A 19555-nucleotide genomic window follows, 5' to 3' on the forward strand; every position below is an offset into this window, starting at 1 on the left:
AAGCCTTTGCCGGATCAGGGATTTAGCGGGCTATCAGGCGATAGCTCAGCCGGCCGCTCTCGCCCGGCGGGATTTCGTTGGCGAGCAGCCAGCGTATATGGGTGATGTCGGCCGCAATCGCGCGGCGCGAGCCGCCCAGGGGTGTCGGCAGCCAGAGCTGGTCGATCCGGCCCCAATGTTCGCCGCCATCGGCCGAAACCAGCATGGTCGGATCGGACAGGTCGAGCATGGTGCCGCGGGGCACGGCCCGGACCAGGCTATAGCCGCGCACCGGTCGTGGGCCGGTGTTGCGCCAGTCGACGATGAAAATCATCTGGTCGCCGGGCTGACGGCGATCGGGGCTGGCGACGATGCGCCGGGCGCGGCCGTTGATGTCGGTCTGCACCCGCTCCACGAACATGCGGCTGTCCAGCCGCATGTCGGGATGCTGGGCGATCAGGGCGGACGGCGTCGTCCATGCCGCCAGCAAACCGATCCAGGCCAGGCGTCCCAATGCCATGCGATATCCCCCTTATCGTCTGGGTCGCTATCTTGGCTGGCATCGCCGAATATTTGGTTAAGGCGTCATTTGCTGTCTCTGGCAGCTTGTCGGTCGATGTCATTTGACCCGTCATGGCCTCGGGTGCAGAGCAACATGGCGAATGCACAGGGGACGGATCGGGCGTGACCACCAACGAGGAACTGGAAGTCAATCGGCGGCGCGACCGTTTGCTGGCATCGATCGCCTTGTCCTCGGGCGTCGGTCTGTTGCTGGCCTTGCCCTTCGCCCTGCGTGCGGGCGCCGAATTTTTCCTGCCGCTGACGGCTGCTCTGGTGATCGCGATCGCGCTGGTGCCGCTGCTCGAATGGCTGGAGCGGCGCGGGCTGCCCTCGGGCCTGTCGGCGCTGCTGGCGGTCGTCGCCTTCCTCAGCGTCGCCAATACCGCGCTGGTGCTGATCGTGGTGCCGGCGACCGACTGGTTCCGTATTCTGCCCCAGCGCCTGCCCAAGATTCAGGCGACGCTGGCGCCGCTCATCGATTTCTATTCCCAGGCCCAGCGATTCGTCGACGAAACCGTCCAGATGCTGGTCGCGGGTCCGGCATCGGTCGCGCATCGGGCGGCGGTGGAAACGCCCGGATCGCTGCTGCAGTTCGCGGCTGCCTCCGCCCCGTCGGCGATCATCCAGATGGTGTTCGCGCTGCTCATCATCTATTTCTTCCTGGCCGGCTGGACCCGGCTGCGCCGCCGCACGATCAACAGCCGGGGCAGTTTCGACGGCGCCATGGCGGTCGCGCGGGTGATCCAGAATGTGGTCGACGCAACCTCTGCCTATGTGATGACGATCGCCACCATCAACCTGTGCCTCGGCCTCGCCGTGGCGCTGGCGCTCTGGCTGATCGGCATGCCATCGCCCTGGATGTGGGGCGGCATCGTCGCCTTGCTCAACTTCATTCCCTATTTCGGGCCGATGCTGGCCGCCGTGCTGCTGGCGCTGGGCGGCCTCATGGTGTTCGACGATGTCTGGACGGCGCTGCTGCCCGCCTTTCTCCAGATCGGTTTCCATCTGGTGGAGGCCAATGTCATCACGCCCACCATCCTTGGCCGTCGCCTGACGATGAACCCGCTGCTGATTCTCGTCTCGCTGACCTTCTGGGGCTGGGTCTGGGGCACGCCCGGTGCGCTGCTCGGCGTCCCGTTGCTCATCATCGTGCAGACCGTTGTGGCCGCCGCCGGCACGCCCGACATCGCCGGTTTCCTGTTCGAACAGGGAACGCTGACGGTCAGCCGTCGCAAAGAAAATGCAACAAGTGAAGAAACTGATGGCGAGGACGGTTGACAGCTTGGCCGGACCCGCATAGACGGCCGCCCACACCGAACGCGGGTGTAGCTCAGTTGGTTAGAGCGCCGGCCTGTCACGCCGGAGGTCGCGGGTTCGAGCCCCGTCACTCGCGCCACTTTCCTTGACCGGAAAGTCGGAAGGTAGACAGATTTGCATCATCTGGTGACCATGGGTCACGATAGGATGCCGCCCTGCGCGGGTGTAGCTCAGTTGGTTAGAGCGCCGGCCTGTCACGCCGGAGGTCGCGGGTTCGAGCCCCGTCACTCGCGCCACTTCATCCCCGAAGTGATCCGATCGCCAAGCGATCCTTTACCCCTCACATCGATACAGGCCAGCGGGCCGACACCAGCGGCATCGACCCGTGACGATTCGTGTCAGAGATGCTCGCCCGTCACATGCGGCGGCAGCGGTTCGTTGGCGAGCCAGCGATAGACGCCGCCGGCAGCCAGCGCACCGATGATCGGCGCCACCCAGAACAGCCAGAGCTGATGCAGCGCCAACCCGCCGACCAGCAGGGCAGGACCGGTGCTGCGCGCCGGATTGACCGACGTGTTGGTGACCGGGATGCTGATCAGGTGGATCAGCGTCAACGCCAGGCCGATCGCGATCGGGGCAAAGCCCGCCGGCGCGCGGCTGTCGGTCGCGCCTAGGATGACGCTCAGGAAGCCGAAGGTCAGCACCATCTCGATCGCCAGCCCTGATTCGAGCGTGTAGCCGCCCGGCGAATGCAGGCCATAGCCATTGACCGCCAGGCCGTTGGGCGCCAACTCATAGCCCGGCTGGCCGCTGGCGATGAACAGCAGCAGGGCGGCTGCGATCACCGCGCCCACCAGTTGCACGACGATATAGGGGGCGATGTCGCGGGCCGGGAAGCGTCCGCCGGCCCACAGGCCGATCGTTACCGCCGGATTGAGGTGGCAGCCCGAAATATGGCCGATCGAAAAGGCCATGGTCAGCACCGTGAGGCCGAAGGCCAGGGCCACGCCCAGCAGGCCGATGCCGACATCGGGAAAGGCCGCCGCCAGCACGGCGCTGCCGCACCCGCCAAACACCAGCCAGAATGTGCCGAAACATTCGGCAAACAACCGCTTGCTCAATGGAACCATCAACGCCTCCTGTTGCACTGTGCGCCTGCCACCGGACATGGCTTGGGACCGGTGCGGGGTGGCGCCGCCCGGAGAATGCAGGATGATCGAAGGGAGCGGTCCGCGGCATGGGCGGCCGATGCTGGTGACTGGCGCATGGACATGCCGTTGCCCCCGTTTCCGGCGAGCCGCCGGCATCGCGCATGGCCGCGATGCGTCCGCTATGGTCGCCTAACGCTCAGGGATAAGGCGAAACACCATGGGCTGGGCATCGGGATTAACCCTGACGCCAGCGCCCCGTTTCCATCCAGGCGAGCAGCCGCCGCAGCGGCAGGATCCAGATCCAGATCAGGCCCAGGACAATATAGACCGGCACCTGGCCCCACATCGGCAACTGGCCGATCAGCGGCGACAGGCTGCCGACCAGCACGGCCCAGCCCAGGATCAGCCCCAGGATCGCGAACATGCCAGCGGGCTTGCGCCAGCTGGGCTGATGATAATGGCGCGGGTCGATGCTCATCGGGGTCAGGCTGCCTCGATCACGGCGGTTTCGGTCAGGATCATGTCGAGCGGCAGATCCCATGGGTCGGCCGGCACATCATCCAGTTCCTGCGCCGACCAGGCAAGGCCGACGCGCAAGGCGTCGGGATGGCGGGCAAAGGCGCGGTCATAATAGCCGCCACCCTGGCCAAGGCGGTTCATCCGCTGGTCGAAACCCAGCAGCGGCGCGATGATGACATCCGGCACCACCGCACCGCCTGACGGCTCGGGGTGGCTGGTGCCGAACAGGCCGGGGAACAGCTGGTCCTCGGGACGCCAGAGCAGGAAATCCATGCTGCCCAGTCGATCGAGCACGCGCGGCAACGCCACCTGCTTGCCCATCACGCCCAGTTGCGGGGCCAGACGCTGCGCCGGCGCCTCGTCATCCAGCGCCATGTAGAGCGCGATCACCTGCGCGTCGGCGATGCGTTGGGCGAGCGGGGAGGGGACGGCCTTGAACGCCAGCCTGTGGGTCAGCGCGTCGAGCGAGGCGACGAAGTTGCGCCGCCGCTGCCGGGCGATCGCGCGCAGGGTCGACTTGTCGGCGGCATCACTGTCGTCGGGCATGGGGTGCCTTTGCTGGTAGGGGCAGGGTGACGGGACCGCCTTGGCCGTTTGCTGGAATATCCTCTGACGCCTCAACGTCAGGTGGGGACCATGTAGATCGGGCCAGAGCCCGCCCAGGGACAGCCCCCGTGGATGTGATTATCGCCTCAGGGATGTTCGCTAAAGCTCGCACCAGGCAGTGCCCGTCGCCGCCAATCTAGGCGTCGGCGGCGCGGGCGGCAAGAGCCTCGCTCAGCTTTTCTACGCGGGCGGCCAATGCCTCGACCGCGCGGGCGGCCGGCTCGTCATCGCCATCCAGCGCCAGTTGCTCTTGTCGGCCCGCCGCGGCGCGCTTCAGTTCGTTGAGTTCGTCCGCCATGAACAGCGCCGCGAACAGCAGCGTGCGCACCTCGGTCAGGCCCGGCGTGCTGCGCTGCGCCTGATAGGCCTTGTCCTCGATGATCTGGGCCAGATGCGCCATATGCGCTTCCTCGCCATCGCGGCAGCGCAGCTGATAGGGGCGGCCGGCGATCTGCAACATGATTTCAGCCATCGGCGCGCCCTCGCAATTCTCCGATGAGATCGTCCAGCGATTGCAATGCCGCCTGGGCGGCCATCTGGTCGATGCCGGAATTGGCGTGGGGGACAGCCTGCGAAAGGCTGGCCACATTCTGTTCAAGCCGACTGATCGCGCGCTCCAGCGTGCCGATCGCCTGCATCATGCGGTCGCTTGCCATATTTTCTGCATAGCCAATGTTTTCGCCTTGCAAAAGCGCTGTTTGGACGGCTTGCCGCGCGCCACGCCCCGCCTGCGGTTGACGCATGGGGATTGACGCGACAAAGGGAACCCAAATCGACTCGCCCGTTCGCGCGGGCCGTTCCATGCCAGTCATGAAAGACATCTTCCCGCTATGACCGTTTCCGACACGCAGCTCGCCAACGCCATCCGGGCGCTTTCCATGGACGCCGTGCAGGCTGCCAATAGCGGCCATCCCGGCATGCCGATGGGCATGGCTGACGTCGCCACTGTGCTGTTCAAGGATTATGTGAAGTTCGATCCGGCCGCGCCGAAATGGGCCGATCGCGACCGTTTCGTGCTGTCGGCCGGCCATGGCTCGATGCTGATCTACTCGCTGCTGAACCTGACCGGCTATGCCCGTCCGACGATGGACGACATCCGCAACTTCCGCCAGCTCGGTTCGCCCTGCGCCGGCCACCCGGAGAATTTCGAGCTGGCAGGGGTCGAAGCGACCACCGGCCCGCTGGGTTCGGGCCTTGCCACCGCCGTCGGCATGGCGATTGCCGAGCGTCACCTGAATGCCGAGTTCGGCGACGATCTGGTCGATCACCGCACCTGGGTGATCGCCGGCGACGGCTGCCTGATGGAAGGCATCAACCATGAGGCGATCGGCCTTGCCGGTCACCTCAACCTCTCGCGCCTGATCGTGCTGTGGGACGACAACAAGATCACCATCGACGGCGCCGTCGACCTGTCGAGCAACGAAGATGTCCGCGCCCGCTATGCCGCCACCGGCTGGCATGTCGTGTCGTGCGACGGCCATGACGTTGCCGACGTGCGCCGCGCCATCGACGAAGCACTGGCCGATCCGCGTCCCTCGCTGATCGCCTGCGCCACCAAGATCGGTTATGGCGCGCCGAACAAGGCCGGCACTTCGGGCGTCCATGGTTCGGCGCTGGGCGAGGCCGAAGTCGCCGCCGCCCGCGAGTTCCTCGGCTGGACCGCCGAACCCTTCGTGGTTCCCGCCGACATCGACGCCGCCTGGAAGGCAATCGGCGCCAAGGGCGGCGATGTTCGCGCCGCTTGGGAAGGTCGCCTGGCAAATGCTTCGGAGGGCGCTGAATTTTCGCGCCGCATGGCGGGCGAACTGCCGGCCGGCTTCTCGCTGGACGCCTATATCGACAGCCTGATCGCCAACCCGCAGAAGGTCGCCACCCGCAAGGCTAGCGAACTGGCGCTGGGCGCGATTAACGATCTGCTGCCCGAAACCGTCGGCGGCTCGGCCGACCTTACCGGCTCGAACAATACCAAGACCAAGTCTACCGGTCCGCTGACCCGCGACGATTATGCGGGCCGCTATGTCTATTATGGCATCCGCGAATTCGGCATGGCCTGCGCGATGAACGGCATGGCGCTGCATGGCGGCGTGATCCCCTATGGCGGCACCTTCCTGGTCTTCTCCGACTATATGCGCGCCGGCATCCGCCTCGCCGCGCTGCAGGAACAGCGCGTGATCCACGTCCTTACCCATGACTCGATCGGTCTGGGCGAAGACGGCCCGACCCACCAGCCGATCGAGCATGTCATGTCGATGCGCATGATCCCGAACCTCGACGTCTATCGCCCGGCCGACATCGTCGAGACGGCGGAATGCTGGGAACTGGCACTGAAGGATGCAACCGGTCCGTCGGTGCTGGCGCTGACCCGCCAGAACCTGCCGCAGCTGCGCCTCGAAAAAGCTGAGAATCTGTCGGCCAAGGGCGCCTATCGCCTGGTCGCCGCGACCGCCGATCGCAAGGTCGTGCTGCTCGCCACCGGTTCGGAAGTCGAGATCGCCGTCGCCACCGCAAAGGCGCTGGAAGAACAGGGCATCGGCGCCGACGTCGTCTCGATGCCCAGCTGGGCCCATTTCGACGCGCAGGACGCCGCCTACAAGGCCGACATCCTGCCCGCCGGCGTGCTGCGCGCTTCGATCGAGGCCGGCACCACCTTTGGCTGGGAACGCTATACCGGCCTTGACGGCCTGCGCTTCGGCATCGACAGCTTCGGCGCGTCGGCCCCCGCCGAAGTGCTTTACGACCATTTCGGCCTGACCGCCGCCAAGATCGCTCCGCAGATCAAGGCCGCGCTCGGCGCCTGAGCCCAAGACCTACACGCAAACCGGGAGACAAGTGCAGTGGCAACGAAGGTAGCAATCAACGGTTTCGGCCGCATCGGTCGTCTGGTGGCGCGCGCCATCCTCTCGCGCACCGACCATGATCTGGAACTGGTGAGCATCAACGACCTGGGCGATGCCAAGGCCAATGCCCTGCTGTTCAAGCGCGACTCGGTCCATGGCAACTGGGCTGGCGAAGTCAGCGTCGACGGCGATTTCCTGGTGGTCGACGGCAAGAAGATCAAGGTGACGGCGGAGCGCGATCCCGCCAACCTGCCGCACGCCGAACTGGGCGTCGAAATCGCCCTGGAATGCACCGGCATCTTCACCAGCAAGGACAAGGCCGGCGTCCACCTGACCGCCGGCGCCAAGCGCGTCGTCATCTCGGCACCGGGCACCAACGTCGACAAGACTGTCGTCTTCGGTGTCAACCATGACGAACTGACCGCCGACGACATCATCATCTCGAACGCCAGCTGCACCACCAACTGCCTGGCGCCGCTCGCCAAGGTGCTGAACGATTCGATCGGCATCGAACGCGGCTTCATGACCACGATCCACAGCTACACCAACGACCAGAACACGCTGGACCAGATCCACAAGGACATGCGTCGCGCCCGCGCCGCTGCCCTGTCGATGATCCCGACCACCACCGGTGCCGCCCGCGCCGTGGGTGAGGTTCTGCCCGCGCTCAAGGGCAAGCTGGACGGTTCGTCGGTCCGCGTGCCGACCCCGAACGTCTCGGTCGTCGACCTGAAGTTCATCCCCAGCCGCGCCACCACGGTCGAGGAAGTCAACGGCCTGCTCAAGGCTGCGTCGGAATCCGGCCCGCTCAAGGGTATCCTCGGCTATTCGGACGAGCCGCTGGTCTCGATCGATTATAATGGCGATCCGCGCAGCTCGACCGTCGACAGCCTGGAAACGGCCGTGATCGAGGGCAACCTGGTCCGCGTGCTCAGCTGGTACGACAATGAATGGGGCTTCTCGAACCGCATGATCGACACCTCGGGTGTCATGGCGAAGTTCCTCTAAGCCTTCTCAGCCCCGCCGGATCAACCGGCGGGGTTTTTCTTCTGACATAATTCCAAATTCTAGGAGCGATCATGGCAAAGCCGTTCAAGACACTCGACGACATGGGCGACATCACCGGCAAGGTGGTGCTGGTGCGCGAGGATCTGAACGTGCCGATGCAGGACGGTTCGGTCAGCGACGACACCCGTCTGCGCGCGGCGATGCCGACCATCCTGGAACTGGCCGATCGCGGTGCCAAGGTGCTGATCCTCGCTCATTTCGGCCGGCCCAAGGGTCAGAAGAACCCGGAATTTTCGCTGAGCAAGATCACCCGTCCGCTGACCCAGGTGCTCGGCCGCGAGGTGCAGTTCATTCCCGACTGCCAGGGTGAGGCCGCGACCGACGGTATCAAGGTGATGCGCAACGGCGACATCGCCATCCTCGAAAACACCCGCTTCCATGCCGGCGAGGAAAAGAACGATCCCGCGCTGGTCGATGCGATCGCCGCGATCGGCGATCTCTATGTCAATGACGCCTTTTCCGCCGCGCACCGCGCCCATGCCTCGACCGAGGGGCTGGCCCACAAGCTGCCCGCCTTTGCCGGCCGCTCGATGGAGAAGGAACTGGACGCGCTCGAAGCTGCGCTCGGTGCCCCGGTCAAGCCGGTCGCGGCCGTCGTCGGCGGCGCCAAGGTGTCGACCAAGCTCGACGTGCTCAACAATCTCGTCACCAAGGTCGATCATCTGATCATCGGCGGCGGCATGGCCAACACCTTCCTCCACGCCCGCGGCGTCGATGTCGGCAAGTCGCTGTGCGAAAAGGATCTGGCTGATACGGCCGACGCCATCTTCGACAAGGCGGAAGAAGCCGGCTGCATCATCCATCTGCCCTATGACGTGGTCGTGGCGAAGGAATTTGCCGCCAACCCGCCGTCGGTCCGGACCTGCAACGTCCATGAAGTCGCCGAGGACGAGATGATCCTCGACGTCGGTCCGGCCGCGGTCGAGGCGCTGGGCGATGCGCTCAAGAATTGCCGCACCCTGGTGTGGAACGGCCCGCTCGGTGCGTTCGAGATCGCGCCCTTCGACGCGGCGACCGTCGCCCTCGCCAAGACCGCAGCGGCGCTCACCAAGGAAGGCCAGCTGGTCTCGGTCGCGGGCGGTGGCGACACCGTCGCCGCGCTCAACCATGCCGGCGCGGCCGCCGACTTCACCTTCATCTCGACCGCCGGCGGCGCCTTCCTCGAATGGATGGAAGGCAAGGAACTGCCGGGCGTGAAGGCCCTCTACGCCTAAGCCTTTTGACGGCAGGGGCGTCAGCGCGTGGCGCTGGCGCCCCGGTCGAACAGGATGAAGACCAGCGCGGCCACGCCGCCGATCGCCGCACCGGCGATCGCGCTCAGGCTCCAGCCGCCCGCTTCATAGGTGGTCGATCCGATCACCGATCCCAGCGCGCCGACCACGAACATCACCGTCATATAGGCCGCGTTGATCCGGCCGCGGGCATGGGGATCGAGCGAGAAGATCAGCTTCTGCCCGGTGATCTGGCTGACCTGCACTGCCGCATCGATTAGCACCGCCATGATGGTGAAGCCGATCAGGCTGCCGGCCGCCACCGTCCAGTCCGCCAGCAGGAAACCGATCGAAAGTGCGATCAGCGCGCCGAGCGAGGCCGGGCCTGTCAGGCGCCGGTCGGCCAGCCAGCCCGCCACCGGCGCCACCAGTGCGCCGCCCGCACCCGCCAGCGCAAAGGCGCCGATGCCATTATGGCTCAGGCCAAAGTCATGGATCAGGCTCAGCGGCGCAGCGGTCCAGAACAGGTTGAACGCCGCGAACATCGACGCCTGGTAGAAGGCGCGCATCCGCACGACGCGATATTTGCCGAGCTGCGAGAAGGTCGAGGCCAGCACTTCGCCATAATGCATGCCGCCCTTGGGCCGGCGCTGCGGACAGGCGATCAGCAGCGCGATCGCGACCAGCGCGATCACCCCGGCCGACAGCAGGAAGGTCGCACGCCAGCCCATCGAACCAGCAAGGAAGCTGGCGATCGGCCGCGACAGCATGATGCCGAACAGCAACCCGCTCATCACCGTGCCGACCACGCGCCCCTGCCGCTCGGGTGGGGCGAGGTGAGAGGCCAGCGGGATCAGCACCTGCACGCCGGTCGCGCCGACGCCGGTCATGACCGACGCGATCAGGAAGGTCGCGGGACCATTGGACAGGGCGATGGCGATACAGCCCAGCACCGTCGCCACCGCCGATATCAGCACGATCCGCCGGTTCTCGAACAGGTCGGCCAGCGGCACCACCAGGATGATGCCCAGGCCATAGCCAAGCTGCGTCAGCGTGGTGATAAGGCCCGCGACCCCTGCCGACATGCCGATTTCCGGCCCGATCACGTCGATCAGCGTCTGGGCATAATAGAGGTTGGCGACCATCGTCCCGCACGCGACCGCCATCAGCAATATGGCAAAGCGGGACAGGGGCGCATCATCGCGCGGCAGGGGCAGGGCGGCGGAACTAGTCATGCCGCCCTAATGGTCCCGCCATGGCCGGCTTTCAACCGGATGACGGAAATTTCATTGTGCAATGCAACGGAAATCGGCCTCAGGCGGGCGGCTGCTCGTTGAGCAAGGGCACCAGCAGCGCGTTGAGATCATCCAGTTCGAACGCGCCGGACTTGGCGTAGCGCAGCCGGCCCGCCCGATCGATGACGAAATTGGTCGGCACTCCGGTCAGCGGGCCATAGGGGCCCTTGATCCTTTTGGCCGACGGGATGTGCATCGCCGCGAACAATTTCTTCAACTGCGCGACCGGCACCGATCCCTCGGTCGTTATCGCAAATACCCTCAGCCCATGTTTTCGGTTGATGCCATAATAGCTGTCGAGCGTCGGCAATTCCTTGCGGCATGGTACGCACCAGGTTGCCCAGAAATTGAGCAGCACCACCTGGCCCTTCAGTTCCGCCAGTGACACCGTGCTGCCGTCGATCAGCGTCAGCTCGAAATCCGGCGCCATCTCGCCCACGACCGGCTTGGTCGCCGCCTGCGCCACCCCGATGTCGAGCAGCCCCAGCATCAGCGCGGCCGCCATGACGGTCCGCATCGTTCCGATCCCCATTCATCCCCCAATTCAGACCTTTGGCCAACAGCCTATCAGCCGCCGTCCCACGCGCCAACGATATTGGCGGCCGTCCCGTCGCCGTAACGATCCAAGCATCTTGCGGTGCGACATGGGACTAGCTAACAGCCCGGATACCGGCGGGCCTGACAGCCCGCTACAGTCATGCCCTCGGGTTTGCCCGATGGCTTCCATCTTTCCGCGCTGCCGAGGGGGTGGCGCGCCCCAAGAGAAGGTATGTGCAGATGCTGGATCAGGACATGGTCAAGAAGGTTTCCGAAGGTCAGGGCTTCATCGCCGCGCTTGACCAGAGCGGCGGTTCCACGCCCAAGGCGCTCAAGGGCTATGGCGTCGAGGAAAGCGCCTGGAGCAATGACGAGGAGATGTTCGGCCTGATCCATGGCATGCGCAGCCGTGTCATGACCTCGCCCGCCTTCACCGGCGACAAGGTGCTGGGCGCGATCCTGTTTGAGCGCACCATGGACGGCACCGTCGACGGCAAGCCGACCCCGACCGCGCTGATCGAACGCGGCGTGGTGCCCTTCATCAAGATCGACAAGGGGCTGGAGGATGAGGCGAACGGCGTGCAGCTGATGAAGCCGATGCCCGAACTCGACGCGCTGCTCGCCCGCGCCAAGGGCCTGGGCGTGTTCGGCACCAAGGAACGCTCGGTCGTCAACCTCGCCAACCGCGAGGGCATTGCCGCCGTGGTCGCGCAGCAGTTCGAAGTTGGCAAGCAGGTGCTGGCCGGTGGTCTGATGCCGATCATCGAACCCGAAGTGAACATCAAGTCGCCCGAACGCGCCGAGGCCGACCAGATCCTGCTGGAGGAAATCCTCAAGCAGCTCGACGCCCTGCCCGAAGGCGAGCAGGTGATGCTCAAGCTCTCGCTGCCCGCCAAGGCCGGCCTGTTCGATCCGCTGGTCAATCATCCCAAGGTGCTGCGCGTCGTCGCCCTGTCGGGTGGCTTCAGCCGCACCGAAGCCTGCGCCGAACTGGCCAAGAATCGCGGCATCATCGCCAGCTTCAGCCGCGCGCTGCTCAACGACCTGCGTCACCAGATGAGCGACGACGAATTCAACGCGTCGCTGGGCGGTGCGATCGACGAAATCTACGCCGCTTCGGCCACCAAGACCCCGGTCGCGGCCTGACGCATATGGACGGCGCCGGGCAGGGGGAAGTCCCGCCGGCGCCGCCTTTTCCATTTGACACCCGCACCCCGGCCCGTTCGCTTCGAGCCTGTCGAGAAGCGGATAGCGCGGCACTCCCGCTTTACGGCCGGGCCTTCAGCATAGGCAGCACCTTGTCGAGCGGCAGGGCGTCCACCGTGCCGCGATTGCCGACCACCGTCTGCGCCTTGAACAGCGCGTTCAACACCGCTTCCTCGGTCGCCTCGATGGTCGCCTGGAACAGCGGCGAGATGCGGTCATTGGGCAGGTCGTCAACCGCTGCCACCGCATTGCGCTTCGCCGCCGTGCGCCGCACTGCGTCGCTGGTCGAGAAAGCGATGGCATAGTCGCCAGACCCGTTGGAGAAGCTGGACCCGGTCCGCGCAATGCCGCCAAAGGCGCGCTCGGCGACGCGGCGCAGATTGCGGTCGGACAGCGGCGCGTCGGTCGCAATGACGATCACGACCGATCCGTCCGCCTTCTTTTCCTCGACCTGCTGGCGATAGTCGTAGCGGCCAAGCTTCACCCCCACCGGCACGCCCGCGATCGTCAGCACGCCACCATAATTGGCCTGCACCAGCACGCCCACCGTCCAGCCGCCGAGCGATACGGGCAGCTTGCGGGAGGATGTGCCGATCCCTGCCTTGAAACCAAAGGCCACCGTGCCGGTGCCCGCGCCCACCCCGCCTTCCTCGACCGGGCCGGCCCTGGCGCTCTCGATCGCGCGCCGCGCGTCGGCGATGGTGACATGCCGGCCGCGAATGTCGTTGAGCATGCCGTCATTGGTCTCGCCGACCACGGCATTGACCGACCGCACCTCCTCATTGCCGGCCTGCGCCAGCGTCCATTCGACCGAGGCCGCGCCGGCCTCCGCCACGTTCAGCGTATTGGTCAGCAGGATCGGCGTCTCGATCTCGCCCAGTTCGGCCACCTGGGTCGATCCCATGAACTTGCCGAACGCATTATAGGCGACGAAGCCGGCCGGCACCTTGTCCTGGAACAGGTTGCCGCCGTGGGGCAGGATCGCGGTGACGCCGGTGTTGACGTCCTTGCTGCGCGGCAGCGTCACCTGGCCCACCTTCACCCCCGCGACATCGGTGATCGCGTTGAGCGGGCCGGGCTGGAGGATGCCGACGGTCACGCCAGCCTCCCGCGCACGCGGCCGCGGCGCCTCCTGCGCCAGCACGGGCGCGGCGGACAGGAGCAGCAGGGCGGCGAAAGCGTGGCGCATGGAATATCCTTCGGTTCTTTGCTTGCGGTCATAGCCGCACTTGGCGCGGCCGCGCGAGCGGCTATAAGGCGCGCATGACCGATTTCACTGACGAAGAACTGGCGCTCGACCCCCATTTTGCCGAGCAGTTCGAAAAGGGCTTTCGCCCGGCCTGCCAACTTTACCTCATTTCGCCGCCGGCGATCGACGAGACTTTCGTCGATCAGCTCGCCCAGGCGTTCGACGGCGGCAAGGTGGCCGCCTTCCAGCTGCGCCTGAAGGGGATCGACGATCATGCCATCGCGGCGCTCGCCGGGCCGATCCAGGCGCTCTGTGCCGAGCGCGAGGTCGCCTTCATCATCAATGACAGCATCGGCCTTGCCAAGCGGCTGAACGCCGATGGGGTCCATCTGGGGCAGGAAGATGGCGACCCGCGCGAGGCGCGCAAGCAGCTTGGTCCCAAGGTGCAGATCGGCGTGACCTGTCACGACAGCCGCCATCTGGCGATGGAAGCGGGCGAGGCGGGGGCCGACTATGTCGCCTTCGGCGCCTTCTACCCGACCACGACCAAGGAAACGACGCACCGCGCCGAACCGTCGATCCTGGGCTGGTGGACCACCCTGTTCGAACTGCCCTGCGTCGCGATCGGCGGCATCACGCCGGACAATGCCGCCCCCCTGATTGCGGCAGGTGCCGACTTCCTGGCGGTCAGCGGAACGGTGTGGAATCACCCCGAAGGGCCCAAGGCCGGCGTCGCCGCCTTCGCGTCGGTGCTGGGCGGGGCCTAATCGCGGGTTTATCCCGATAGGCAAAGGGCCGCCACCGGGCCAGCATCCCCGCAATCGGGCAAGGGGTGCTGGGCATGGTGTTGGAAGAATTCGTCCATCAGTTGGCGGAATATGTCGCGCTGCTGGTCAATCTGCTGGCGATCCTGGCGATCGCCATCGGTTCGGTTCAGGGCGCGATCGGCCTGACGGGGCTGCTATTGTTCAAGGCGGACGAATCGAAGCTCATGCCGGTCTGGATGAGCTTTGGCCGCTGGGCGGTCGCCGGGCTGAGTTTCCAGCTTGCGGCCGATATCGTCGAAACCAGCATCGCCCCGACCTGGGCGGAAATCGGCAAGCTCGGGGCGATCGCGGCCATCCGCACCTTCCTCAACTATTTCCTCGATCGGGATCTGGAGGGGATACGCGAGCGCGAGAAGGCCAAGGCGGAGGCCGAAGCTATCTGATCGCAGCGGCACAGGCAGCTTTCCGCCGCCTGCTGCGTTGTCTCTTCCATGATGTGGGAGAGTATCGCCTTGAAATATCGTCTTCTCGGCCTGCCGCTGCTGTGCGCGGCCTGCAATGTGTCGACCACCGACGCCAATGAAAGCCAGCCAGCCGCTCCAACCAACCAGGCACCGATCAACCAGACACAGGCCGCGCCCGATCCCTCGGCCGCCTATGCTTTCCAGGTCGTGGAGGAACCCGGCGGCAAGCCCTGGCAGCCCAACCAGATATTGCAGGCGCAGGTGGCGCTCGATCGCTGGGGCTTCTCGCCCGGCGTGATCGACGGCAAGGACGGGATGAGCTTCAAGGCGGCCTTGCGTGGCTTCCAGGAGGCGAACAAGCTGCCGGTCACCGGCGATTATGACCAGAAGACCGCGGCCGCACTGCTGGAGGGGGAGGCGAAGCCGACCACCTGGCTGGTGCGCATTCCTGATGGTTTTGCCCGCGGGCCCTTTTTCGACATTCCCAAGGGGCTGAACAATCAGGCGAGCCTGCCCGCGCTCACCTATCGCAACCTGCTCGAAAAGCTGGCGGAGCGCTTCCACACCACGCCCGAAGTGCTGACCGGCATGAACCCGCCCGATACGAAGGTCGCCGCTGGCGCGACCATCCGCGTGCCGGCGATCGCCAATCAGCCGGTGGCACGGATCGAGGGCGACGAGCGTGGCTGGGGCGAAACGCTCGCCAGCCTCGGCGTCGCCAGGGACCAGCCACAGGCCGACCATCTGGTGGTCGACAAGTCGGAAGGGCTGCTCAAGGTCTACGGCGCGGACAACCGCCTGATCGCGCAATTCCCGGTCACCACCGGGTCACAGCATGATCCGCTGCCGCTGGGCGAATGGACGATCAAGGGCGTCAGCCGCAATCCCGACTTCCATTATAATCCCGACCTCTTCTGGGATGCCGCGTCGAAGGATCAGAAGGCGGTGCTGAAACCCGGTCCCAACGGCCCGGTCGGCGTCGTGTGGATCGATCTGTCCAAGGATCATTATGGCATCCATGGCACGCCCGAGCCGCAACTGATCGGCCGCACCGAAAGTCATGGCTGCATCCGCCTTACCAACTGGGATGCGGCGCGGCTGGCGCAGATGGTGAAGAGCGGCGTCAAGGCGAAGTTCCAGGCATGAACGTCCGGTTGTGGGGCGGTGTCGCGGTCGCGCTGCTGCTCTGCATCGCCTTCGCCCGCTATTGCGTGCGGATCGTCCCGGCCGATGCGCCGGTGCGATCCGCTGCATCCGCGCCGCCAACCGTCAGCGACGGTGCGCTGCTGATCCCGGTGGAGGGTGTGCCGGCCTCCGCGCTCACCGACACCTTCACCCAGGCGCGGGCAGGCGGCGCCCGCCCGCATGATGCGATCGACATCATGGCGGCGCGGGGCAGGGCGGTGCTGGCCGCTGCCGACGGCCGGATCGAGAAGATCTTCTGGAGCGAGGCGGGTGGCCGCACCCTTTATGAACGCGCGCCCGACGGGCACACCCTCTATTATTATGCCCATCTCGACAGCTATGCGCCGGGCCTGCACGAAGGGCAGGCGATCAGGCGCGGGCAGCGCATCGCGACCGTGGGCAGCACCGGCAATGCCGATCCCGCCGCGCCGCACCTCCATTTCGCCGTCAACCGCATGGCGCCCGCTGATCCCTGGTATGGTGGCCAGCCGGTCAATCCCTATCCGCTGCTGGTCGGCCAATGACCTGTCCTATCGGCCCGCGATCGGTTATCATCGGGGCCAGCCGCGATCGAAAATTGCTCAAGTAGGAAAGCGAATTTCAAAATGTGCGGGAAATGTGCGAAGTTAAGCGGAAACGCCGCCCTCTTGCCCTTGGCGCCGTCTCGCGGTAAAGGCGCGGCCAGCCTCGCAGAGGCCGGCTCTTTTCCACATTCAGACATATAGGCAGGCTCTTCCCATGAAGATCAGCGGCGTGGACATTCGTCCCGGCAACAATATCGAATATGAGGGTGGCCTGTGGCGCGCCGTCAAGATTCAGCACACCCAGCCCGGCAAGGGCGGCGCCTATATGCAGGTGGAGCTGAAGAACCTGATCGATGGCCGCAAGAACAATGTCCGCTTCCGCTCGGCCGAGAGCGTCGAGCGCATCCGCCTCGACACCAAGGATTTCCAGTATCTCTACCCCGAGGGTGACATGCTGGTGTTCATGGACACCGAAACCTATGACCAGATCAACCTGCCGATGGACCTGGTCGGCGATGCCGCCGCCTTCCTGCAGGACGGCATGATGGTCATGCTGGAAATGTATGAAGAACGTCCGATCAGCGTCCAGCTGCCCGAGACGGTCGAAGCGACCATCGTCGAAGCCGACGCCGTGGTGAAGGGCCAGACCGCATCGGCCAGCTACAAGCCGGCGATCCTCGACAATGGCGTCCGCGTCATGGTTCCGCCGCACATCGTCACCGGCACGCGCATCGTGGTCGATGTCTATGAGCGCGAATATGTGAAGCGGGCCGACTGATGCGGTTCGGGCGCAGCACGGCATTGGCCGCCATCCTCGCGATCGGCGCCCTGCCGGCTGCGCTCCCTGCCCAGACGGTCAACAAGCCGTCAAAGGCGCAGATCGACAGTGCGGCCTATGTGCTGCAGGTCATCAGCAGCGCGCTGGAGTCGAAGGACGTCGAACAGCCGGTCAAGACCGCGCTGTTCGAATGCCTCTACAGCAATTCGCTGTCGCAGATCAGTGCGGCGACCGACAAGGTGATCGCGGGCAATCCGGGCAAGGTGAACCGCAAGGATCCCTCGCAGATGCTGGCGGTGATCGCCGGCACCTGTGGCTATCGTCCGGCCGCCGCCAAGCCCGCCCCCAAGAAATAAAGCAAAGGCCGCCCACCGGGGCGGCGGAGATTTTACATGGTATCCCATTCCGGCCTTCTCACCGTCATGGAACGCGCCGCCCGCAAGGCCGGCTCCAAGCTGCGCCGCGACTTCGGCGAGGTCGAGCATCTGCAGGTGTCGCGCAAGGGGCCGGCGGACTTCGTGTCCAAGGCCGACAAGCAGGCCGAACAGACGCTGGTCGAGGAACTGCAGAAGGCGCGTCCCGACTGGGGCTTCCTGCTGGAAGAGGGCGGGGTGATCGAGGGCGATCCCAACAAGCCGCGCTGGATCATCGATCCGCTCGACGGCACCACCAACTTCCTGCACGGCATCCCGCACTTCGCCATCTCGATCGCGGTCGAGGAGCCGCTGTTCGGCGGCAAGCGCGAAGTGACCTCGGGCCTGATCTACCAGCCGGTCACCGACGAAAGCTATTGGGCGGAAAAGAATCGCGGCGCCTGGCGTCATGATCAGCGTCTGCGTGTCTCAGCCCGCCGTGATCTCGCCGACTGCCTGATCGCCACCGGCATTCCGTTCATGGGCCATGGCAATATGGCCGAATGGACCCGAATCTTCGGTGCGGTGGCGCCTTCGGTCGCTGGCCTGCGTCGCTTCGGTGCCGCCTCGCTCGACCTCGCCCATGTCGCTTCGGGCCGCTATGACGGCTTCTGGGAAAGCGGCCTCCAGCCCTGGGACGTGGCGGCCGGCATCCTGATGGTGCGCGAGGCCGGCGGCTTCGTCAGCGACTTCCGTGGCGGCGACCAGATGATCGACCGCAAGGAAGTGATCGCGGGCAATGACGCGACCCACAGCAAGCTGCACAAGCTGGTGGCAGGCGCGCTGCGCTAAGAGCCTAGTCGCTATTGGTGGTGGCGCGCGGCACTTCCGCTGATGGCGTGAATCAGGCTCGGCTAAGCTTCTGATTTAAGAGCAAAGGGCGTCGGCCCACCGCGGCGAGTCTTCGGGCTTCCAAAGGTGGTCCGGCGCCTGTTTTTTTGTGTCTGCGGCAATCGTCTCTTGCGCTTTTGGTAACGCGATCAAGCCTTTGCAATTGTTGCGAATCATTCTCATAGGTTCGCCCCTTGCTTCGCATATGCAGCAGGCCTAAAGGCCCCCCAGAACAATTTTCGCCCAGGGGATTCCATTGGTCGATCTCAGCCAATATCTGCCGATCCTGATCTTTCTCGGGATCGCTCTGCTGCTCTCCAGCACCTTCGTCTTCTTGCCGATGCTGGTTGGCCGCCTGACCGGTGCGCACAAGCCCGATCCTGCAAAGCTGTCCGAATATGAATGCGGCTTCCCCGCATTTGAAGAGCCGCGCAGCCAGTTCGACGTGCGTTTCTACCTTGTCGCCATCCTGTTCATCATTTTCGACCTGGAAGCGGCATTCCTCTTTCCCTGGGCGGTGAGCCTTGACCAGATCGGCTGGGCCGGCTGGGCGACGATGATGATCTTCATAGCGGAGCTGGTGCTCGGCCTCGTCTATGCGTGGAAGAAGGGAGCACTCGATTGGGAGTAGAACTGACCAGCCCCATTCCCGGCACCATGCCGCCGATGGGGACGCAGCCCGACCAGGACTTCTTCAACGCGCTCAGCAGTGAAGTCAGCGACAAGGGTTTCCTTGTCACCTCGACCGAGGAACTGTTCCAGTGGGCCCGTACGGGTTCGCTGTGGTGGATGACCTTCGGTTTGGCCTGCTGCGCCGTGGAGATGATCCACGTCAACATGCCGCGCTACGACATGGAGCGTTTCGGCGCTGCGCCGCGCGCATCTCCGCGCCAGTCGGACGTGATGATCGTCGCGGGCACGCTGTGCAACAAGATGGCTCCGGCGCTCCGCAAGGTCTATGACCAGATGTCCAACCCGAAATATGTGATTTCGATGGGCAGCTGCGCCAATGGCGGTGGTTACTACCACTATAGCTATTCGGTCGTCCGTGGCTGTGACCGCATCGTGCCGGTCGACATCTATGTGCCGGGCTGCCCGCCCACTGCCGAAGCTCTGCTTTACGGCATCATGCAGCTGCAGCGGAAGATCCGCCGGATCGGGACGATTGAGCGTTAAT

23 protein-coding genes, 2 tRNA genes and 1 other RNA gene are annotated in these 19555 nt (G+C 65.2%); 16 read left to right on the forward strand and 10 right to left on the reverse strand.

Annotated features, from left to right (window positions below; translation table 11 throughout):
- Positions 1-22 precede the first annotated feature (22 nt).
- Complete coding sequence (locus VHN57_RS04075; RefSeq protein ID WP_278986593.1) at positions 23-499, reverse strand: hypothetical protein; 477 nt, start codon at positions 497-499, stop codon at positions 23-25.
- Positions 500-663: 164 nt separating this feature from the next.
- Between VHN57_RS04075 and VHN57_RS04080 the strand changes: the two genes are divergently transcribed.
- From VHN57_RS04080 to VHN57_RS04090, 3 genes are all read left to right on the forward strand, one after another.
- Complete coding sequence (locus tag VHN57_RS04080; protein ID WP_004211703.1) at positions 664-1818, forward strand: AI-2E family transporter; 1155 nt, start codon at positions 664-666, stop codon at positions 1816-1818.
- 41 nt (positions 1819-1859) lie between these two features.
- Positions 1860-1936 (forward strand) — tRNA-Asp (locus tag VHN57_RS04085).
- Between the two features lie 80 nt (positions 1937-2016).
- A tRNA-Asp gene (locus VHN57_RS04090) sits at positions 2017-2093 on the forward strand.
- 102 nt (positions 2094-2195) lie between these two features.
- Here VHN57_RS04090 and aqpZ read toward each other — a convergent pair.
- The 6 genes from aqpZ to VHN57_RS04120 form a co-directional block, all read right to left on the reverse strand.
- Positions 2196-2927 (reverse strand): aquaporin Z, encoded by a 732-nt coding sequence (gene aqpZ / locus VHN57_RS04095; protein WP_026109314.1) that lies wholly within the window; start codon positions 2925-2927, stop codon positions 2196-2198.
- A 256-nt stretch (positions 2928-3183) separates the two neighbouring features.
- Positions 3184-3426 (reverse strand): DUF2842 domain-containing protein, encoded by a 243-nt coding sequence (locus tag VHN57_RS04100; protein ID WP_004211705.1) that lies wholly within the window; start codon positions 3424-3426, stop codon positions 3184-3186.
- 5 nt (positions 3427-3431) lie between these two features.
- Complete coding sequence (locus VHN57_RS04105; RefSeq protein WP_004211706.1) at positions 3432-4013, reverse strand: 5-formyltetrahydrofolate cyclo-ligase; 582 nt, start codon at positions 4011-4013, stop codon at positions 3432-3434.
- Positions 4014-4041: 28 nt separating this feature from the next.
- A non-coding RNA gene (gene ssrS / locus VHN57_RS04110) (6S RNA) lies at positions 4042-4198 on the reverse strand.
- 11 nt (positions 4199-4209) lie between these two features.
- On the reverse strand, positions 4210-4545 hold the full coding sequence (locus VHN57_RS04115) for a cell division protein ZapA (RefSeq protein ID WP_004211707.1): 336 nt from the start codon (positions 4543-4545) through the stop codon (positions 4210-4212).
- Positions 4538-4885: a hypothetical protein gene (locus VHN57_RS04120; protein ID WP_125998270.1), complete on the reverse strand. Its 348-nt coding sequence runs from the start codon at positions 4883-4885 to the stop codon at positions 4538-4540. The genes VHN57_RS04115 and VHN57_RS04120 overlap by 8 nt, the downstream gene beginning before the upstream one ends.
- Positions 4886-4903: 18 nt before the next feature.
- Between VHN57_RS04120 and tkt the strand changes: the two genes are divergently transcribed.
- The 3 genes from tkt (at position 4904) to VHN57_RS04135 (ending at position 9192) form a co-directional block, all read left to right on the forward strand.
- Positions 4904-6871 (forward strand): transketolase, encoded by a 1968-nt coding sequence (gene tkt, locus VHN57_RS04125; RefSeq protein WP_278986596.1) that lies wholly within the window; start codon positions 4904-4906, stop codon positions 6869-6871.
- Positions 6872-6907: 36 nt separating this feature from the next.
- On the forward strand, positions 6908-7918 hold the full coding sequence (gap, locus tag VHN57_RS04130) for a type I glyceraldehyde-3-phosphate dehydrogenase (protein ID WP_423282857.1): 1011 nt from the start codon (positions 6908-6910) through the stop codon (positions 7916-7918).
- A 71-nt stretch (positions 7919-7989) separates the two neighbouring features.
- The gene (locus tag VHN57_RS04135; protein ID WP_037507546.1) at positions 7990-9192 is read left to right on the forward strand and encodes a phosphoglycerate kinase; all 1203 of its coding nucleotides are present in this window, start codon (positions 7990-7992) and stop codon (positions 9190-9192) included.
- 20 nt (positions 9193-9212) lie between these two features.
- Here VHN57_RS04135 and VHN57_RS04140 read toward each other — a convergent pair whose 3' ends face one another.
- Entirely contained in the window at positions 9213-10424 is a 1212-nt protein-coding gene (locus VHN57_RS04140; protein WP_037507545.1) for an MFS transporter, read from the reverse strand.
- Between the two features lie 79 nt (positions 10425-10503).
- The gene (locus VHN57_RS04145; protein WP_423282860.1) at positions 10504-11001 is read right to left on the reverse strand and encodes a TlpA family protein disulfide reductase; all 498 of its coding nucleotides are present in this window, start codon (positions 10999-11001) and stop codon (positions 10504-10506) included.
- A 260-nt stretch (positions 11002-11261) separates the two neighbouring features.
- Between VHN57_RS04145 and VHN57_RS04150 the strand changes: the two genes are divergently transcribed.
- Positions 11262-12167: a fructose bisphosphate aldolase gene (locus VHN57_RS04150; RefSeq protein ID WP_278988478.1), complete on the forward strand. Its 906-nt coding sequence runs from the start codon at positions 11262-11264 to the stop codon at positions 12165-12167.
- 121 nt (positions 12168-12288) lie between these two features.
- Here the strand turns inward: VHN57_RS04150 and VHN57_RS04155 are convergent, their stop codons facing one another.
- Entirely contained in the window at positions 12289-13416 is a 1128-nt protein-coding gene (locus VHN57_RS04155) for a DmpA family aminopeptidase (RefSeq protein ID WP_423282862.1), read from the reverse strand.
- 74 nt (positions 13417-13490) lie between these two features.
- On the opposite strand from VHN57_RS04155, the gene thiE reads away from it, so the two are divergent.
- The 9 genes from thiE to VHN57_RS04200 all read left to right on the forward strand — a co-directional run bounded on the left by thiE (position 13491) and on the right by VHN57_RS04200 (position 19554).
- Positions 13491-14183, forward strand: a complete 693-nt coding sequence (thiE, locus tag VHN57_RS04160) for a thiamine phosphate synthase (RefSeq protein WP_010337227.1) — start codon at positions 13491-13493, stop codon at positions 14181-14183.
- Positions 14184-14257: 74 nt separating this feature from the next.
- Positions 14258-14626 carry a DUF1622 domain-containing protein gene (locus VHN57_RS04165; RefSeq protein ID WP_278986751.1) on the forward strand — a complete coding sequence of 123 codons (369 nt, stop codon included), beginning with the start codon at positions 14258-14260 and terminating at the stop codon, positions 14624-14626.
- A 48-nt stretch (positions 14627-14674) separates the two neighbouring features.
- On the forward strand, positions 14675-15793 hold the full coding sequence (locus VHN57_RS04170; RefSeq protein WP_278986753.1) for a L,D-transpeptidase family protein: 1119 nt from the start codon (positions 14675-14677) through the stop codon (positions 15791-15793).
- Positions 15790-16356 (forward strand): M23 family metallopeptidase, encoded by a 567-nt coding sequence (locus VHN57_RS04175; protein ID WP_278986754.1) that lies wholly within the window; start codon positions 15790-15792, stop codon positions 16354-16356. The genes VHN57_RS04170 and VHN57_RS04175 overlap by 4 nt, the downstream gene beginning before the upstream one ends.
- Before the next feature lie 214 nt (positions 16357-16570).
- A complete protein-coding gene (efp, locus tag VHN57_RS04180; protein ID WP_004211725.1) occupies positions 16571-17134 on the forward strand; it encodes an elongation factor P in 564 nt (187 codons plus the stop codon).
- Positions 17134-17490 carry a hypothetical protein gene (locus tag VHN57_RS04185; RefSeq protein WP_099232399.1) on the forward strand — a complete coding sequence of 119 codons (357 nt, stop codon included), beginning with the start codon at positions 17134-17136 and terminating at the stop codon, positions 17488-17490. Before efp ends, VHN57_RS04185 begins: the two co-directional genes overlap by 1 nt.
- Positions 17491-17526: 36 nt before the next feature.
- Entirely contained in the window at positions 17527-18339 is an 813-nt protein-coding gene (locus VHN57_RS04190; protein ID WP_004211727.1) for an inositol monophosphatase family protein, read from the forward strand.
- 295 nt (positions 18340-18634) lie between these two features.
- The gene (locus tag VHN57_RS04195) at positions 18635-19009 is read left to right on the forward strand and encodes an NADH-quinone oxidoreductase subunit A (protein ID WP_004211729.1); all 375 of its coding nucleotides are present in this window, start codon (positions 18635-18637) and stop codon (positions 19007-19009) included.
- Positions 19000-19554, forward strand: coding sequence for a NuoB/complex I 20 kDa subunit family protein (locus tag VHN57_RS04200; protein ID WP_004211730.1), 555 nt, complete (start codon positions 19000-19002; stop codon positions 19552-19554). Before VHN57_RS04195 ends, VHN57_RS04200 begins: the two co-directional genes overlap by 10 nt.
- Position 19555: the final 1 nt, after the last annotated feature.

It is taken from the genome of Sphingobium salicis subsp. salicis, assembly GCF_049472635.1.
GTDB lineage: Bacteria > Pseudomonadota > Alphaproteobacteria > Sphingomonadales > Sphingomonadaceae > Sphingobium > Sphingobium yanoikuyae_A.

Bases quoted from the DNA above. Each gene is read 5' to 3' on its own strand.
- VHN57_RS04075 (WP_278986593.1), bottom strand. From the start codon at position 499: ATGGCATTGGGACGCCTGGCCTGGATCGGTTTGCTGGCGGCATGGACG.
- aqpZ (WP_026109314.1), bottom strand. From the start codon at position 2,927: ATGGTTCCATTGAGCAAGCGGTTGTTTGCCGAATGTTTCGGCACATTC.
- VHN57_RS04100 (WP_004211705.1), bottom strand. From the start codon at position 3,426: ATGAGCATCGACCCGCGCCATTATCATCAGCCCAGCTGGCGCAAGCCC.
- VHN57_RS04105 (WP_004211706.1), bottom strand. From the start codon at position 4,013: ATGCCCGACGACAGTGATGCCGCCGACAAGTCGACCCTGCGCGCGATC.
- VHN57_RS04115 (WP_004211707.1), bottom strand. From the start codon at position 4,545: ATGGCTGAAATCATGTTGCAGATCGCCGGCCGCCCCTATCAGCTGCGC.
- VHN57_RS04120 (WP_125998270.1), bottom strand. From the start codon at position 4,885: ATGACTGGCATGGAACGGCCCGCGCGAACGGGCGAGTCGATTTGGGTT.
- tkt (WP_278986596.1), top strand. From the start codon at position 4,904: ATGACCGTTTCCGACACGCAGCTCGCCAACGCCATCCGGGCGCTTTCC.
- VHN57_RS04135 (WP_037507546.1), top strand. From the start codon at position 7,990: ATGGCAAAGCCGTTCAAGACACTCGACGACATGGGCGACATCACCGGC.
- VHN57_RS04140 (WP_037507545.1), bottom strand. From the start codon at position 10,424: ATGACTAGTTCCGCCGCCCTGCCCCTGCCGCGCGATGATGCGCCCCTG.
- VHN57_RS04145 (WP_423282860.1), bottom strand. From the start codon at position 11,001: ATGCGGACCGTCATGGCGGCCGCGCTGATGCTGGGGCTGCTCGACATC.
- VHN57_RS04150 (WP_278988478.1), top strand. From the start codon at position 11,262: ATGCTGGATCAGGACATGGTCAAGAAGGTTTCCGAAGGTCAGGGCTTC.
- VHN57_RS04155 (WP_423282862.1), bottom strand. From the start codon at position 13,416: ATGCGCCACGCTTTCGCCGCCCTGCTGCTCCTGTCCGCCGCGCCCGTG.
- thiE (WP_010337227.1), top strand. From the start codon at position 13,491: ATGACCGATTTCACTGACGAAGAACTGGCGCTCGACCCCCATTTTGCC.
- VHN57_RS04165 (WP_278986751.1), top strand. From the start codon at position 14,258: ATGGTGTTGGAAGAATTCGTCCATCAGTTGGCGGAATATGTCGCGCTG.
- VHN57_RS04170 (WP_278986753.1), top strand. From the start codon at position 14,675: ATGATGTGGGAGAGTATCGCCTTGAAATATCGTCTTCTCGGCCTGCCG.
- VHN57_RS04175 (WP_278986754.1), top strand. From the start codon at position 15,790: ATGAACGTCCGGTTGTGGGGCGGTGTCGCGGTCGCGCTGCTGCTCTGC.
- efp (WP_004211725.1), top strand. From the start codon at position 16,571: ATGAAGATCAGCGGCGTGGACATTCGTCCCGGCAACAATATCGAATAT.
- VHN57_RS04185 (WP_099232399.1), top strand. From the start codon at position 17,134: ATGCGGTTCGGGCGCAGCACGGCATTGGCCGCCATCCTCGCGATCGGC.
- VHN57_RS04190 (WP_004211727.1), top strand. From the start codon at position 17,527: ATGGTATCCCATTCCGGCCTTCTCACCGTCATGGAACGCGCCGCCCGC.